The following is a 16,414-nucleotide window of genomic DNA, read 5'->3' as shown; positions in this document are numbered from 1 at the left end:
TGGCTAATGGCCGCATACGCCCCTTGGGGAAAAGGTTCATTCGGACGCTCGCAACAGACGAGCCAGGGAGGAACCATCATGATCAAATCCAGCCTGGCGGCAGGATGCGCGGCGGCGGCCCTGCTTCTGGCCCCCGGCGTCGCCTCGGCGCAAGACGCCCAGGCCGCCCTCGAAGCCCGAATCGCTCAGCTTGAAGCCGAGCTGAACGCCCTCAAATCCGAAGTCGTGGCCGCCCGCACCCAGCAGGCGGCGCAGCAGCAGGACATCATCCGGCTTGAGACCCGCCCGACGCCCGCGCCGGCGCCGGTCCAACAGGCCGCCGCACCGAGCGACGGTTTCCGGATCGGCGACCACACAGTGAAGTTCGGCGGCTTCGTCAAGGTGGACGCCTCGGCCTCCAGCTATTCCGGCGGCGATCCCGCCAATGGCGACGCCCTGCGTGAGTTCCATATCCCCGGCTCCATCCCCATCGGCGGCGCCGACGAGGATACGGCGACCGACTTCAACGCCCGCCAGACCCGGTTCTGGCTGACGACCGACGGCCTGGTCGGCGGCCACAAGGTCGGCACGCGGCTGGAGATGGACTTCCAGACCCTGCCCGGCACAGCGGACCAGCGCACCACCAGCCCCGCCAACCCGGCCCTGCGCCGCGCCTTCGTGACCATCGACAACTGGCTGATCGGCCAGGAGTGGACCAACTTCCAGAACACCGCCGTCCTGCCCGAATCCGCCGACTTCATCGGCGCGGCCGAGGGCACGGTCTTCGCGCGGCAGGTCCAGGTGCGTTACACGCGCGGTCCCTTCTCCGTTTCGGTGGAAAACCCCGAGACGACCGTGACCCCGTTCGGCGGCGGCGCGCGGATCATCGCCGACGACAACAGCCTGCCCGACTTCACCGCCCGCTACGCCCTGGCGCGGCCCTGGGGGGATCTGCAGTTCGCCGGTCTGCTGCGTCAGCTGAAGTACCAGAACCCGTCGACCAGCATCGATTCCACCGCCACCGGCTGGGGCCTGTCCGCCTCGACCAAGATCAAGGTCGGCGCCAAGGACGATCTGCGTCTGATGGTGACGGGCGGCGAAGGGATCGGCCGATATGTCGGGCTGAACTTCTCGAACGACGCGGTGCTGGACGCCTCGGGCGAACTGGACGCGATCGGCGTCGTCGCCGGCTTCGCCGCCTATCGTCACGTCTGGGCGCCCGGCTGGCGCTCCAGCCTGATCTGGTCGGCGCAGTCGGTCGATAATGACACGAGCGCGACCGGTCTGGCCGTCAACCGGTCGGCCCAGAGCGTCCACGCCAACTTGATCTGGTCGCCGGTTACGGCGTTTGATGTCGGCGCCGAGCTGATGTTCGCCGACCGCGAAATCGAATCCGGCGCGAGCGGCGACATGACCCGATTGATCCTGTTCGCCAAATACGGATTCTAAAGATGCTGGAGACGTCTCGCGTGCCCGATTCCGACCTCTACCCCGTTCCCGCAGACTTCGCCGCCAAGGCCCATATGGACCGGCGAGCCTATGAGGCGGCGCGGATCGCGGCGCGCGAGACGCCCGAGGCCTTCTGGTCCGAACAGGCGAAACGCCTCGACTGGATCAGGGCGCCGACCAGGATCAAGGACGTCTCCTTCAGGAAGGAGGATTTCCGCATCCGCTGGTTCGAGGACGGCGTCCTGAACGTCGCCGCCAACTGCATCGACCGACACCTGCCCCACCGCAAGGATGAGACCGCGATCATCTGGGAGGGCGACGATCCGGCGGACAGTCGTCACATCACCTACGGCGAGCTGCACGCGCAGGTCTGCCGCATGGCCAATGTACTGAAATCCCACGGGGCCAAGAAGGGCGACCGGGTCACCATCTATCTGCCGATGATCCCCGAGGCCGCCTACGCCATGCTGGCCTGCGCCCGGATCGGGGCGGTCCATTCCGTGGTCTTCGGCGGCTTTTCGCCCGACAGCCTGTGCGGCCGGATCGAGGACTGCGGCTCCAACCTGGTCATTACGGCCGACGAGGGCGTGCGCGGCGGCAAGATCGTGCCGCTGAAGGCCAATGTCGATGCGGCCCTCGAGAAGGTGAAGGTCGATACGGTTCTGGTGGTCCGCCGCACCGGCGCCGACGTGCCGATGATCGAAGGCCGCGACATCGACTACGCCGTCGAGGCGGCCGAGGCCTCGACCGACTGTCCGCCCGAGCCGATGAAGGCGGAAGATCCGTTGTTCATCCTCTACACCTCAGGTTCCACCGGAAAGCCGAAAGGCGTTCTTCACACGACGGGCGGCTATCTGTTCTGGGCCGCCTGGACCCATGAGCTGACGTTCGACTATCGCCCGGGCGAGGTCTTCTGGTGCACCGCCGACGTGGGCTGGGTCACGGGCCATTCCTATCTGGTCTATGGTCCGCTGGCGAACGCCGCGACCACCCTGATGTTCGAAGGCGTGCCCAACTATCCCGACGCCAGCCGGTTCTGGCAGGTGGTGGACAAGCACAAGGTGGAGGTCTTCTACACCGCCCCCACGGCCCTGCGCGCCCTGATGCGCGAAGGCGACGCGCCGGTGAAGGCCACGTCGCGCAAATCGCTGCGTCTGCTGGGCACGGTCGGCGAGCCGATCAATCCCGAGGCCTGGCGCTGGTATCACGAGATGGTCGGGGACGGGCGCTGCCCGATCGTGGACACCTGGTGGCAGACCGAGACGGGCGGCCATCTGATCACCCCCCTGCCCGGCGCCACCGACCTGAAGCCGGGTTCGGCCACCCTGCCCCTGCCCGGCGTGGAGTTGCAGATCGTCGATGCGGAGGGCCAGGAACTGGTCGGGGCCGTCTCGGGCAATCTGTGCATCACCGACAGCTGGCCGGGCCAGATGCGCACCGTATACGGCGATCATCAGCGCTTCTTCGAGACCTATTTCTCGACCTATCCGGGTCGGTATTTCACCGGCGACGGCTGTCGCCGGGACGAGGACGGCTATTACTGGATCACCGGCCGGGTCGACGACGTCATCAATGTCTCGGGCCACCGGATGGGTACGGCCGAGATCGAGAGCGCCCTGGTGCTGCACGACGACGTGGCCGAGGCGGCCGTGGTCGGCTATCCCCACGACATCAAGGGCCAGGGCATCTACGCCTATGTCACCCTGAACAAGGGGGTCGAGGCGACCGAGGATCTGCGCAAGGCCCTGGGCGCCCACGTCCGTCGCGAGATCGGCCCCATCGCCGCCCCGGACGTGATCCAGTGGGCGCCCGGCCTGCCCAAGACCCGATCCGGCAAGATCATGCGCCGCATCCTGCGCAAGATCGCCGAGAACGAGATCGGCTCGCTGGGCGACACCTCGACCCTGGCCGATCCGTCGGTCGTCGAGGATCTGGTGAAGAACCGCGCGGGCTGATCAGGCCGGACTTGTGCGCCGCGCCCGGCGTCGTCAAAACCGGATCAAGGGGCCGGCTGTAGCGCCGAGGGCCCCAGTGCTTGGGTGGAGACGATAGGATGACGATCCGGTTCGACGGACAGGTGGCCATTGTGACAGGCGCGGGCGGTGGTCTGGGGCGGCAGCACGCCCTGGCCCTGGCGGCGCGCGGGGCCAAGGTGGTGGTCAATGATCTTGGCGGCGCCCGCGACGGTTCGGGCGGTTCCGTTACCGCCGCCGAGGCTGTCGTGGCCGAGATCGAGGCCGCCGGCGGCGAGGCCATGCCCAATGCCGCCTCAGTCACCGACTTCGCCGCCGTTCAGGCCATGGTGGAGGCGGCCATGGCGAAATGGGGTCGGGTCGATCTGCTGGTTAACAACGCCGGGGTCCTGCGCGACAAGACCTTCGCCAAGATGGAGCTGGAGGACTTCCGCTTCGTCGTGGACGTCCATCTGATGGGGGCGGTCAACTGCACCAAGGCGGTGTGGGAGATCATGCGCGGCCAGAACTACGGCCGCATCGTCATGACCACCTCCTCCTCGGGTCTTTACGGCAATTTCGGCCAGTCGAACTATGGGGCGGCCAAGATGGCCTTGGTCGGTCTGATGCAGACCCTGTCGATCGAGGGGGCCAAGAACGACATCCGCGTCAACTGCCTGGCGCCCACGGCCCATACGCGCATGACCGAAGACCTGGGCGCCGCCCTGCCCCTGGAGGCCCTGGATCCGGCGCTGGTGACGCCGGGCCTGCTGTATCTGCTGAGCCGGGAGGCGCCGAGCCGCTGTATCCTGGCGGCCGGCGCCGGCGGGTTCGAACGCGCCTATGTGACGCTGACCGAGGGCGTCCACATCTCGGGCGAGGATGCGCCGGAACAGGTGGCGGCCCAGTTCGACGCCATCTCCGACCGGGCGAAAGAGATCGTGCCGGAGATGGGCGCCGCCCAGGGCATGATCGAACTGACCAAGGCCCAGAAGGCGCACGCCTCCTGAGCCTTCATGTCGGCGCGGTCAGCCGATCGCGCCGACGCAGCCTTCCGCCTCGCCCGGCGTCAGTTCCGCCTCGGTCAGGGCGATGGTCCAGCCGTGGTGGGTGTTCAGGCCCCAGCGACGAGCGCCGCCGCCGTCGCCGGCGTCTCCGCCGGCGGTGACGACCACGCGGCGGCCCTTCGGCAGGGCCGGCGGATCGATCTTGCCGACGGCCAGAGACGTCGGCGTCTCGCCGCCGTAACCGTCGAACACGCTGAGCATTGACCATTCACGGCGAAGGCCCATCCACCAGGCGTCCTCGGTATTGATGGCCAGAACGGCCACGCCATGGCCCTCGGCGGCGAAGGCCAGGGCCTTCTGCGGGTCGCGCACCATCTTGATGTCGGCGGCGGCGCCGAAGCGCAGGCGGGCGCCGTCATAGGCGCGGGTCGGTTCGATCGGGGCCCAGACCTGGACCTGCAGCCGGCCCTGACGCGCCAGCCCCCAGCCGACGATCTCGCGCCAGAGGTGTTCGACCGCCTCGGCGTTTTCGGGGCGGCACTTGGACAGCATCCGCGACAGGACAGTCTGCTCGCGGTCGGGGCGAAGCTTGGTGTGGGGGCCCGTGGGCGCGTCCTTGGCGCGGCCGACGGTGGCGGCGACGGCGAGACGTTGTTCGAACAGGGCCAGGATCTGATCGTCGATGGTGTCGATCTCGGCGCGCAGGGCGGCCAGGGCCTGTTGTTCAGGCGTCAGTTCAACCTGTTCAGGTCGGATCATCTGGACGTTGGAAGAGGACATGGGTTCGGGCTTTCGGCAAAGGCAGGATTTCGATGTGCAGGGGCGGACAGCCGCTCTGGTCCAGAGCGGTCGCCGGCGAGACAGTCAGGGACGAAGAGCGCCCGACGCCTCAGCCGGCGTATCGAAAGCCGTAAAAGCCGTAGCCGAAATAGAGGCCGGACACCGCGCGCGAACGGTCGAAGGAAACAGAAAGGGCGCGCTGGCGGGACATGGGTCCGGGTCCGGTTATGCGGATCGTTCGCGATCCGAGCGGCCTTAAAGCACGCAAAGACCGTGCGCCGTCAAGCCCTATCGGCCCCCAGGAGGACGAAACGCGTCCGGTTATTGCTGGAATCCTGAAGATCGTTGCGCAGGATCGACAGGCCATAGACCTCGGCGGCCCCTACCGGCGCAATGGCCGCCTGGGTCGGATCGCCCGCCTCGGCGACGTCGCGGGCGGCGCCGGCGGTGTCGAAATGCTCGACCACGTTCAGCTTCAGGCCCTTCAGTGTCCGTTCGCACTGAGCCAGGGCGATGGGGTGGCTGAGCACCCGCTTCAGATCGGCGATGCGCGCGCCGTCCAGTCCCATCAGGGCGTGGCGGATCGGCCGCCAGGCTTCGGCGACCACGCGAAGGCCGGAGTCGCGCACCAGGGTCGCGGCCGGTTCGACCACGCCGATGGAGGAGTTCTCAACCGGGATCAGGGCGCAGTCGCAGTCCCCGGTCTTCAGGGCTGCGATGGCCTCGGCGAAGGTTTCGAACGGCACGGGCTCGTCCCAGGGACGAAGCGCCGCGCAGGCCTCATGACTGAAGGCCCCGGGCGCGCCCTGATAGGCGACCCGACCGGGCTTGTCGTCTTGCTGTGCTGGCTTGTTCATTTCGTCACTCACGGGGTCTCGCCCGAAAGCCTTTCCTTTGCTGGCCGCCGATCAGACGGAGCATAGTTGTCCGAGCCGTGACCGTTTCGCGCCGTATCTGCGGCGCCGCTTTCGTCCCCACAAGCCGAATGTGATCGTGGGGTGCTTTCGGGCCGCGCATGGTGCGGGTAGCGTCGCAGTTCGCATCTTCCGGAGCCGCTCATGTCCGTCGTCGTCCGCTCCAACCGTCGCGCCGTGTTGACGGGCCTGGCGGGAGCCTTAGCAGGCTGCGCGCCGACGCCCGCCGTCCTGCCGGCGACAGGGTTCGCCCCGCGTCGGATCGCACCGATCCTGATGACGCCCGAGCGGATCATACGCATCACCGTCTGCACCCGTCCTTTTCGCTCGACAGGCCCGCGCCTGAACGTGGAGACGGTCGGCGAGACCAGGGTGGTTCACAACTATGGCCACGGCGGCAGCGGCTGGTCGCTGTCCTGGGGCTCCAGCGCCATCGCAGCGCGCAAAGCCATGGCTCTGGCGGGTCTGGCGGGCGGTCCGCCCGTGGTCGCGGTGATCGGCAGCGGCGCCCTCGGCTTGACTTCGGCGCTCCAGCTTCAGCGCATGGGGGCGCGGGTGACCATCTATGCGCGCGAACGCGCCGCCTTCACACGATCCATGCGCGCCACAGGCAGTTGGACGCCCGACAGCCGTATCGCCGACGCTGATCGGGTTGCGGCCGACTTCCCCGCCCTTTGGGAGCAGATGGCGCGCGAGACCTACGCCACTCACCAGACCTATCTGGGGACAGAAGGCGATCCGGTCGTCTTCAGCGACCGCTATATCCTGTCGGGCGCAGCGGACCTGCCGCGTACGGTCGAGCCGCCGCCGATCCGTACTGCGCCTGGGATAAAGCCGATCCGATTCGCCGAATACAGGCTGGACGGGCTGGCGCCGCGTTCCATCCCCCTCCCCGCCTCCGCCTCGCCCTTTCCGGTCGGGGAGACCCGGATGGTCAGCGCCATGCAGTTCAACGTCGCCGAACTGGCGCACCGGTTGGAGACCGAGTTTCTGAGCCAGGGCGGCCGGATCGAGACCCGCACATTCAACACGCCGGCGGATCTGACGACCCTGCCCGAGAAGATCGTCGTCAACTGCACCGGCTATGGCGCGAAGGCCCTGTTCGAGGACAAGGAGATGATCCCCGTGCGCGGCCAGATCGCCTGGCTTGCGCCCCAGCCCGAGGCCAACTACGGCCTGCAATTCCGGGGCGTGACCGTGCTGTCGCGACCGGACGGCATCGTGGTTCAGGCCACGCGCAATGACATGAACGGCGTCGGCATCGACGACGAGACGCCGGACCGGGCCGAGGCGAACGCGACCATCGGCCTCGTCGCCCCGCTGTTTCCGTCGATCAGGCGGCTTCCGACCGGCTGATCCGGCCTGCCTTCAACCGCTCGGCCACCAGGAAGGCCAGCTCCAGCGCCTGGTCGGCGTTCAGGCGCGGGTCGCAATGGGTGTGATAGCGGTTGGACAGGTCGTCCTCGGTCACGGCCTGAGCGCCCCCGATGCATTCGGTGACGTTCTGGCCGGTCATCTCCAGATGGACGCCGCCGGGGTGCACCCCTTCCGCCTCCGCCACGTCGATGAAGGTCCGCACCTCGCTGAGGATCCGGTCGAACGGCCGGGTCTTGTAGCCGTTGCCGGCCTTCAGCGTATTGCCGTGCATCGGGTCAATGGACCAGATCACCTTGCGGCCCGAGGCCTTCACTTCGCGCATCAGCTTGGGCAGGCGTTCGCCGACCTTGTCGTGACCGAAACGGCCGATCAGCGTCAGTCGGCCCGAAACATTGTCCGGATTCAAGACGTCGATCAGGGGCAGCAGGTCGTCGGCCGTCATTGTGGGTCCGCACTTCACGCCGATGGGGTTCTTGATCCCCTTCATGAACTCGACATGGGCGCCGTCCAGCTGACGCGTGCGTTCGCCGATCCACAGCATATGCGCCGAGGTGTCGAACCATTCGCCGGAACCGCCGTCCAGCCGCGTCAGGGCGCTCTCGACGTTCAGGAGAAGGGCCTCGTGGCTGGTGAAGACCTCGACCCGGCTCAGATCCGGATGGGTCTCGGGCGTGACGCCGACCGCCTCCATGAAGGCCAAAGCCTCGGTGATCTTGTCGGCCAGTTCGCGGTACTGGGCCCCGGCGGCGTTGTCGCCCGCAAAGCCCAGGGTCCAGCGATGGATGTTGTACAGGTCGGCGTAGCCGCCGCCCGCGAAGGCGCGCAGCAGATTCAGGGTCGAGGCCGACTGGTTGTAGGCGCGGATCAACCGTTGCGGATCGGGCGCGCGCTCCTCCGGAGTGAACCCCATGCCGTTGATGATGTCGCCGCGATAGCTGGGCAGTTCGACGCCGTCGATCTCTTCCAGCGGCGACGAGCGCGGCTTGGCGAACTGGCCGGCGATCCGCCCCACCTTCACGACCGGCTTGCGGCCGGCGAAGGTCAGGACCACGGCCATCTGCAGGATCAGGCGGAAGGTGTCGCGGATGTTGTCGGTCGAGAACTCCTTGAAGCTCTCGGCGCAGTCGCCGCCCTGGAGCAGGAAGGCCTCGCCCCGCTCGACCTGCGAGAGTTTCGACGTCAGGCGCCGCGCCTCGCCGGCGAAGACGAGCGGCGGCAGGGCGCGCAGTTCGTCCTCGACCAAGGCCAGGGCGTGCGGATCTGGATAGTCCGCCGGCATGTGCAGGGCGGTCTTGGTTCTCCAGCTTTCGGGGGTCCAGCGTGTCATCCGGCAAGAATAGGGCCTTGCCGCCGCAGGAACAACGAAAAGACGAACAGATATTGCGGCGGAGACCCAATTCTCGGCTGGCGGCGCCGGAAAAGGCGCCGTTTTGGCGCGCCCGGACCGTGAAATTTCCACGACATCGCCATCTGGCTCTGGCGTCCTGACAGGGCCGCCCCATCTCGTCGGAGGGGGCGAACCGTGAGCCGGAGATGCGCCATGACGTCTTACGACCTGACCCTGGACGAGATGCTGTCAGATCCCATCGTGCGTCGGCTGATGGAGCGCGACGGGGTCGCCGAGGCCGAGGTGCGCGGCCTGTCCGACTATGTGCGGCGGCGGCGAGGCCCGCAGAACCGCTCACCGACGCCCGCGCGTATCGGCGAGGAGCCGCGCGTCTTCATCGGCTAGGCCGGCTCGCAAGCTTCTTGCGTAGGAGCGGCGCGAGAGAGGCCGCGTCACAAGTTTTTGGCGGATAAAGCCCGTCAGCCTTCATCTTTCTGTTTCATGAAGCGCGCATCGGTGGCATCGCTTGCGCCCCCTTCACCTTCCACCCACAAAGACCGATGTCCGAAGAATTCTATCGCATGAAGCGCCTGCCTCCGTATGTGATCGCGGAGACCAACGCCATGCGAGCCGCCGCCCGTCAGGCCGGTGAGGACGTCATCGACCTCGGCATGGGCAATCCGGACCTGCCGCCGCCGCCGCACGTCATCGACAAACTATGCGAAGTGGCGCGAAAGCCGGACGCCCACGGCTATTCGGCCTCCAAGGGCATACCCGGCCTGCGCCGGGCCCAGGCCAACTACTATGGCCGTCGTTTCGGCGTCGATCTGGACCCCGAGACCGAGGTCATCGTCACCATGGGCTCCAAGGAGGGGCTGGCCAGTCTGGCGACGGCCATCACCGAGCCGGGGGACGTGGTCCTGGCGCCCAACCCCTCCTATCCGATCCACACCTTCGGCTTCATCATCGCCGGCGCCGCCATCCGCAGCGTGCCGACCACGCCGGACGAGCGCTATTTCGAGAGTCTGGAACGGGCCATGGCTTATACGGTGCCGCGCCCCAAGGTTCTGGTGATGAACTATCCGTCGAACCCGACGGCCGAGACGGTCGACCTGGCCTTCTATGAGCGGGTCGTCGCCTTCGCCAAGGCCAATGACCTCTGGATCATCAGCGACCTGGCCTATTCCGAACTCTATTACGACGGCAAGCCGACCGTCTCGATCCTGCAGGTGCCGGGCGCCAAGGACGTGGCGATCGAGTTCACCTCCCTGTCAAAGACCTACAGCATGGCCGGCTGGCGCATCGGCTTCGCCGTCGGCAATCGCAAGCTGATCGCCGCCATGGCGCGGGTGAAGTCCTATCTCGACTACGGCGCCTATACGCCGATCCAGGCGGCCGCTGTCGCGGCCCTGAACGGTCCGCAGGACATCGTGGATCAGAACCGCGCCCTGTATCATCGCCGCCGTGACGTCCTGATCGACAGTTTCGCCCGCGCGGGATGGGACATCCCCACGCCCGCCGCCTCCATGTTCGCCTGGGCGCCCGTGCCCCCCGCCCTCGCCCACCTGGGAAGCCTGGAGTTCTCCAAGCAACTGTTGACCCACGCCAAGGTCGCGGTGGCGGCGGGCGTCGGCTACGGCGAGAACGGCGAGGGCTTCGTGCGGATCGCCTTGGTCGAGAACGAGCATCGGATTCGTCAGGCCGCGCGCAACATCAAGACCTATCTGAAGTCGATGGGCGTCAATGTGCCGCCGGGACGCGACGTGCCGGACGTCTGAGGATCAGGCTCTCGCTTTAATCTGGAGCCTGATTCACGGTTTCAGCGGAATCGCGAAGCGATTCCACTGAAACCGATCAGGCTCTAAGGCCGGCTTCTGACTTCCCAGTCCAGGGTCCAGCGGTTCGGCCCGGCGCGCTTCAGCTCCGTCACGGCCGCCGGAACCTGCCGGTCCAGACCGTCCAGCAGCGCCACCCCCTGGCCGATCGAGGCGATGGTGGCGTTTGTCTGCCAGAAGGGCCCGCCCAAACCTCTGAGCGAGAAGCGGATATGAACCGTGTCGTTGATCTGCGGCATCGACACTCTCGTCGCGTTCGCAAGCTGGGCTGCAAGGCGTCTATGAGGGAAAAGATGGTGGATGCGACAGGGATTGAACCTGTGACCCCCTCGGTGTGAACGAGGTGCTCTCCCGCTGAGCTACGCATCCATGCCTTGCGGAGGCGGCGACATAGCCCGGTCGCTCGCGCGGCGCAAGCGTCCGTTTCAGATTCCGGCCGCCTGAACGGCTTCGGGCGTCTCCGCCTCCGGATCGCCGGGCAGCCAGGCCACGTGGCCGTCATAGATATCGACGTTCAGAATGCCTTCCTCCCTGGCCACCAAGACCGGGACCAGCATCTGACCGGTCACGTTCGTCGCCGTCCGCATCATGTCGATGACCCGGTCGATGGCGACGATATAGCCGATGCCTTCCAGCGGCAGGCCGGCGGTGGACAGGGTCAGGGTCAGCATGACGATCGAGGTTCCCGGAACCCCCGCCGTCCCCAGCGAGCCCAAGACCGCAGTCAGGCCGATCAGTATGTATTGGGTCAGGGTCAGGTCGATCTGAAAATATTGGGCGATGAAGATCGAGGCGATGGCGGGATAGATGGCGCCGCACCCGTCCATCTTCACATTGGCGCCCAGAGGCACGGCGAAGGCGGCGTAAGCCTGGGGCACGCCCAGCCGCTCGACCGTCTGACGCAAGGTGATCGGCAGGGTGCCGAGCGACGACGAGGTGGCGAAGGCCGTCTGCTGGGCCGCGAAGGCGCCGCGGAAGAAGCTGACGACCTTCAGGCCGTGGAGCTTCAGCAGCCCCGAATAGACGACCAGTATGTGGAACAGGCAGGCGGCGTAGATGGCGCCGATAAACTTCAGCAGGGGCAGAAGCGCCTCCCAGCCATAGCCGCCGACGACGGAGCCGATCAGGCCGAAGACGCCGATGGGGGTCAACTGGATCACCCAGCGGGTGATGCGGAATATGACGGCCGCCCCCTCGTCCACCAGTCGCCGCACGCCCTGGGCCCGGTCGCCCAGCGCGACCAGAGCCATGCCGACCAGGGCGGAGAAGAAGATGATCTGCAACACCTTCCCTTCGGCCAAGGCGGCGAAGGGATTGGTGGGGACGACGCCGATCAGCACCTCCAGCGGCGTCGGAATGACCCTTTCCTTGACCTCGCCCAGCGGCAGGTTCGACAGGCCCACGCCCGGATTGATCAGATGGCCGAAGGCGAAACCGACCAGCACGGCCAGCAGCGACGTGATCGCGAACCAGACGAGGGTGCGCACGCCCAGGCGGACGGCCCCCGCCCCTTCTCCCAACTTGGCGATCGAGCTGGCGATGGTGAACAGCACCAGGGGCGCCACCACCATGCGGATCAGGTTCAGATAGACGTCGCCGATCGGCTGCAGCCAGGTCTCGGCGCGTTCACGCAGAATCAGGCCGGCGATCACCCCCAGGGCGAGGCCCGCGAAGGTGCGCTGCCAAAGCGGAATCTGGAAGAAGCGGGAGATCATGAAGGGGGCTTTCGGCTGGGATGGGCCAATCTGTCCATCGGCCCCCCGTTCCGCAACCGTCGTCGTCCCCGAACGTGGCGCAGTTTTCCTGCGTACAGGCTTAAGCGCAGCTCTTTCAGACCTTAAGGGCCCGCCTTACGTAAAACTCGGCCAGAATGCCGTCGATCGCCTCTTCCACGTCTTCGAAGGCGTCGATCAGGACGTCTCCGCCCAGGGTGTCCACCGGCACGGGCGTGTAGCCGAAGGTGGTCAGGATGCAGGGCATGTCGGCGTCGCGGGCCGCCTCGGCGTCGGGCGCGGCGTCGCCGACCATGATCGCGCGGGCCGGGTCACCGCCCGCCATCGCCACAGCCTCTTTCAGATGCGCGCCCGAGGGTTTGCGCGCGCTGACCCGATCGGGGCCGGCGACGGCCAGGAAATGGCGGCGAAGATCAAGCCGGTCCAGCAACAGTTCAGACAGGTCCGACCGCTTGTTGGTGGCGACCGCCAAGACTGCGCCGCGTTCGGCCAGGCGTTCCAAGGTCTCGACGACACCCTCGAACGCCCGCGAGCCGTCGGCGATATGGGCGGTGTAATCGACCAGGAACCGCTCAAAGAGCGCATCGGACCGGGCCCGTTCCACATCGGCGCCGGCCGCCTCGAACCCATGCGCCAACAGGGCGCGCGCGCCCGAGCCGATCAAGGTCCTCGCCGCTTCGGGTCGCGCAGGGGGCAATCCCTCCTCGACCAGCAGACGGTTCAGGGTTCCAACCAGATCCGGAGCGGAATCGACCAGGGTGCCGTCCAGATCGAAGAGGACGGTCCAGCCGTCCAGGTCACGCAGGCTCATCGTCGCCCTGTCCGTCTAGAAGAGAACTGAGGGGTTCATGATCCGCTGCGGATCGATGGCGCGTCGGATGGCGGCCATGGTCTCGATCTCCAGCGGCGACTTGTAGCGTTTGACCTCTTCGGTCTTCAGCCGACCCAGGCCGTGTTCGGCCGAGATTGAGCCGTCGTAACGCCCGACGACGTCGTGAACGACCTGCGAGCCCTCTTTCCAGCGGCCGATAAAGGCCGCCACATCCTCGCCGACGCCGGGCAGGATGTCGTAGTGCAGATTGCCGTCGCCGACGTGGCCGAACACCGAGACACGGGCGCCGGGATGGAAGCGCTCGACGGCCGCTGTGGCCTCGTCGATGAATTCGGCGATGCGGCTGATCGGGACGGAGACATCGTGTTTCCACCCGCCGCCCTCGGGCTTCAGGGCCGCTGAATGCTCTTCACGCAGCCGCCAGAAGGCGGCGCGTTGCGCATCGTTCTGCGCTATGGCGGCGTCGGTGATCAGCCCCTCCTCAAAGGCGACTTCCAGCAGCCGCTCCATCTGGGCCTCGGCGCCCCCCGCCGTCCCGGACGCGATCTCGATCAACACATACCAATTCGGCGTCGTGTCCAGCGGTTCGCGGGTGTCGGGGATGTTCTTTAGCACCAGCTCCATGCCCAGACGTTTCATCAACTCAAAGGCCTCGACCCCGCCGCCGGTCTCAGCCTTGGCGCGGGCGAGCAATTCGATGGACGCCGCAGCCGTTTCCAGGGCGACCACGGCGACCGCGCGTGACCGCATGATCGGAAACAGCTTCAGGGTGGCCGCAGTGACGACGCCCAGGGTGCCCTCCGCACCAATCAGCAACTGCTTGAGATCATAGCCGGTATTGTCCTTTCGCAGCCGCTTCAGACCGTGAAAGATCTCGCCGTTCGGCAGGACCGCCTCCAGGCCCAGGACCAGGTCCCGCATCATGCCGTAGCGCAGCACCTGGGTGCCGCCGGCGTTGGTGGAGATCACCCCCCCGATCGTCGCCGAGCCTTCGGCCGCCAGGCTGAGCGGAAAGGCCCGTCCGGCCGCCGCCGCCGCCTGCTGGGCCTCCAGCAGGGTCAGACCCGCCTCCACCGTCATGGCGTCGTCCAAGGGGGTCACGTCGCGCACGGCCCGTATCTTCTTGAGGGACAACAACACCTCGCCGAACGGGATCTGTCCCCCGACCAGGCCCGTGCCCCCGCCCTGGGGGGTGACGGCCACGCCTGACTGGGCGCAGATGGCGATCGCCTTGGCGGTTTCCTCGGTCGAGCGCGGCGTCAGCAGAATAGGCGTATGACCCGTCCAGCGGTTTCGCCACTCCGTCAGGGACGGGGCGATGACCTCTGGATCCTGGGTCCAGCCGCCAGGGCCGAGGGCGGCCTTCAGCGCGTCGAGGACAGCGGTCGAGGGAATGGCGTGGGGCATTCGCCCCTTTTGTCAGGCGTCGCGATCGGTTGAAAGGCGTTTTCGCGCCATTTCACCTCCTCCCTTATCTGCCGTACAAGACGCCATGGCTCCGCTTCGTCCCGACACCCTGGCCGTCGCCCTGGCGCGCATCTTCGAAGGACCGATGATCGATCGCGCCAGTTGGTTCGCCCTGACCGGGGGCGAGCGGCTGTTTGCGGCGGGCGATCCGTCCGACACCCTCTATCTGGTCCGCTCGGGCCGGCTGGGGGTGTTTCACGTCGAGACGGATCAGCCGCCCCAGCTGGTCGGCGTCATCCGGCCCGGAGAGCCGGTCGGCGAAATGGCCATGGTGGCCGGCACCCCGCACACCGCGGACGTGGTCGCCCTGCGCGACACCGAAATCCTGGCCCTGCCGCGCGAAGCCTTCTTCGACGCCGCTCGATCCGAGCCGGATCTGCTGGTCGAACTGTCGCGCCTGATGATCCATCGCGCCCGCGAGCGGGCCGTGGGCGCCGCCGAGCCCAGCGTCTTCGGCTTCGTCTCGGCCCGCCCGCGCCCGATCCGCGCCTTCGTCGAACGGATCGCGGCGGGCGTCCAGGCCATGGGCTTCACCTGCAAGGTGATCGATCAGTCGGCTCTCAGCTCGGCCGCCGAATGGTTCAGCCGGGTCGAGGACGACCACGACTATGTCCTCTATGTCGCCGAACTGGACCAGAAGGCCTGGGCCGAGCTGTGCGCCCGCCAGGTCGATCGCCTGTTCATCGTCGGCAGCGGGCTTCTGGCCCCGCCGTCGGATCTGCCCCGGCGTATGGGCTTCGGCGACGGCCGGCGTCTGACCGATCTGATCCTGCTGCGCGATCCGCGCATGAACCGGCCGGCCAACACTCGCGTCTGGCTCAATGTGCTCCAGCCGGACCGCTGGTTCCATTGCGTCGAGGGAGTCGAGACCGATTCAGACCGCATGGCCCGCGTCATCACGGGCACGGCGGTCGGCCTGGTCCTATCGGGCGGCGGGGCGCGGGCCTATTGCCACATGGGGGCGATCAAGGCCCTGGAGGAGGCCCGGGTCCCCATCGACTTCGTCGGGGGCGCCTCCATGGGGGCGGTGGTGGCGGCCGGACCGGCCATGGGCTGGTCGTTCGAGCGGCTGGACTTCGAGATCCGTCGCGCCTTCGTCGAATCCGACCCCTTGTCCGACCTGGCCTTTCCCATCATCGCCATGTCGCGCGCCCGCAAGGTGGCCCGGCTGCTGGAGCGGGCCTATGGCGACACCGATCTGGCCGATCTCTGCCTGCCCTTCTTCTGCGTCTCCTCCAACCTGACGTCCGGCCGGATCGAGGTTCATCGCGCGGGCCTGATGCGCCGGGCCATGCGCGCCTCGATCGCCATTCCCGGCGTCCTTCCGCCCGTGGTCATGGACGGCCAGGTTCTGGTGGACGGGGCGGTGCTGAAGAACTTCCCCACCAGCGTGATGCGCCAGCTGAACAACGGCCCCCTCATCGGCGTGGACATGTCCCAGACCCGCGGCGTCGATCCGGCCGCCCTGGAGAATCCCCCCTCCTGGTGGAAATGGGTGCTGTCGGGCGCCTGGAAGGCCGGCCCGCCCATCGTCTCCATCCTGATGCGCTCGGCCACCATCACCACCGACGCCGAGATGGAGCAGTCGCGCGCCGCCGCCGACGTCCTGATCCTGCCGCGAACCGGCGGGACCGACATCCGCGACTGGAAGGCCTATGAGGAGCCGGTCGCCTCAGGCTACGCGGCGACCCGGGCGGCCCTGGCGGACCTGCCCGTTCCCGTCACCCACCTGCGGCGGCGATCCCGCGCCTTCGACCTGTAA

General features: G+C 67.3%; 14 protein-coding genes and 1 tRNA gene. 7 read left to right on the top strand and 8 right to left on the bottom strand.

Annotated features, from left to right (window positions below):
• Positions 1 to 78: 78 nt before the first annotated feature.
• From BSP_RS10065 to BSP_RS10055, 3 genes are all read left to right on the top strand, one after another.
• A complete protein-coding gene (locus tag BSP_RS10065; RefSeq protein WP_152950262.1) occupies positions 79 to 1,428 on the top strand; it encodes a DcaP family trimeric outer membrane transporter in 1,350 nt (449 codons plus the stop codon).
• A gap of 2 nt (positions 1,429 to 1,430) precedes the next feature.
• Positions 1,431 to 3,383: an acetate--CoA ligase gene (gene acs, locus BSP_RS10060; protein WP_152950261.1), complete on the top strand. Its 1,953-nt coding sequence runs from the start codon at positions 1,431 to 1,433 to the stop codon at positions 3,381 to 3,383.
• A 98-nt stretch (positions 3,384 to 3,481) separates the two neighbouring features.
• A complete protein-coding gene (locus tag BSP_RS10055; RefSeq protein ID WP_152950260.1) occupies positions 3,482 to 4,390 on the top strand; it encodes an SDR family NAD(P)-dependent oxidoreductase in 909 nt (302 codons plus the stop codon).
• An 18-nt stretch (positions 4,391 to 4,408) separates the two neighbouring features.
• Here the strand turns inward: BSP_RS10055 and BSP_RS10050 are convergent, their stop codons facing one another.
• Together BSP_RS10050 and BSP_RS10045 are read right to left on the bottom strand one after the other, a co-directional pair.
• Positions 4,409 to 5,167, bottom strand: coding sequence for a chorismate mutase (locus BSP_RS10050; protein WP_054765764.1), 759 nt, complete (start codon positions 5,165 to 5,167; stop codon positions 4,409 to 4,411).
• 281 nt (positions 5,168 to 5,448) lie between these two features.
• Entirely contained in the window at positions 5,449 to 6,024 is a 576-nt protein-coding gene (locus BSP_RS10045; RefSeq protein WP_152950259.1) for a prephenate dehydratase domain-containing protein, read from the bottom strand.
• Positions 6,025 to 6,225: 201 nt separating this feature from the next.
• On the opposite strand from BSP_RS10045, the gene BSP_RS10040 reads away from it, so the two are divergent.
• Positions 6,226 to 7,437, top strand: a complete 1,212-nt coding sequence (locus BSP_RS10040) for an FAD-dependent oxidoreductase (protein ID WP_152950258.1) — start codon at positions 6,226 to 6,228, stop codon at positions 7,435 to 7,437.
• Here BSP_RS10040 and BSP_RS10035 read toward each other — a convergent pair.
• The gene (locus tag BSP_RS10035; RefSeq protein ID WP_152950257.1) at positions 7,415 to 8,785 is read right to left on the bottom strand and encodes a class II 3-deoxy-7-phosphoheptulonate synthase; all 1,371 of its coding nucleotides are present in this window, start codon (positions 8,783 to 8,785) and stop codon (positions 7,415 to 7,417) included. The genes BSP_RS10040 and BSP_RS10035 overlap by 23 nt on opposite strands.
• A gap of 213 nt (positions 8,786 to 8,998) precedes the next feature.
• On the opposite strand from BSP_RS10035, the gene BSP_RS10030 reads away from it, so the two are divergent.
• Entirely contained in the window at positions 8,999 to 9,190 is a 192-nt protein-coding gene (locus BSP_RS10030) for a hypothetical protein (protein WP_054765761.1), read from the top strand.
• Between the two features lie 155 nt (positions 9,191 to 9,345).
• Positions 9,346 to 10,563 (top strand): LL-diaminopimelate aminotransferase, encoded by a 1,218-nt coding sequence (locus tag BSP_RS10025; protein ID WP_152950256.1) that lies wholly within the window; start codon positions 9,346 to 9,348, stop codon positions 10,561 to 10,563.
• An 83-nt stretch (positions 10,564 to 10,646) separates the two neighbouring features.
• Here the strand turns inward: BSP_RS10025 and BSP_RS10020 are convergent, their stop codons facing one another.
• From BSP_RS10020 to BSP_RS10000, 5 genes are all read right to left on the bottom strand, one after another.
• A complete protein-coding gene (locus BSP_RS10020) occupies positions 10,647 to 10,859 on the bottom strand; it encodes a hypothetical protein (protein ID WP_054765759.1) in 213 nt (70 codons plus the stop codon).
• 55 nt (positions 10,860 to 10,914) lie between these two features.
• A tRNA-Val gene (locus tag BSP_RS10015) sits at positions 10,915 to 10,989 on the bottom strand.
• A 56-nt stretch (positions 10,990 to 11,045) separates the two neighbouring features.
• On the bottom strand, positions 11,046 to 12,335 hold the full coding sequence (locus BSP_RS10010; protein WP_054765758.1) for a dicarboxylate/amino acid:cation symporter: 1,290 nt from the start codon (positions 12,333 to 12,335) through the stop codon (positions 11,046 to 11,048).
• A 115-nt stretch (positions 12,336 to 12,450) separates the two neighbouring features.
• Complete coding sequence (locus BSP_RS10005) at positions 12,451 to 13,164, bottom strand: HAD-IA family hydrolase (RefSeq protein ID WP_152950255.1); 714 nt, start codon at positions 13,162 to 13,164, stop codon at positions 12,451 to 12,453.
• Between the two features lie 15 nt (positions 13,165 to 13,179).
• A complete protein-coding gene (locus BSP_RS10000; RefSeq protein ID WP_054765757.1) occupies positions 13,180 to 14,592 on the bottom strand; it encodes an FAD-binding oxidoreductase in 1,413 nt (470 codons plus the stop codon).
• A gap of 85 nt (positions 14,593 to 14,677) precedes the next feature.
• Here BSP_RS10000 and BSP_RS09995 point away from each other — a divergent pair, with 85 nt between their 5' ends.
• Positions 14,678 to 16,414, top strand: a complete 1,737-nt coding sequence (locus tag BSP_RS09995; protein WP_152950254.1) for a patatin-like phospholipase family protein — start codon at positions 14,678 to 14,680, stop codon at positions 16,412 to 16,414.

This window comes from Brevundimonas sp. Bb-A, assembly GCF_009394735.1.
Classification (GTDB): domain Bacteria; phylum Pseudomonadota; class Alphaproteobacteria; order Caulobacterales; family Caulobacteraceae; genus Brevundimonas; species Brevundimonas aurantiaca.
Note: the sequence above shows the minus strand (reverse complement) of the source record. Positions and strands in the feature narration are given on the sequence as shown.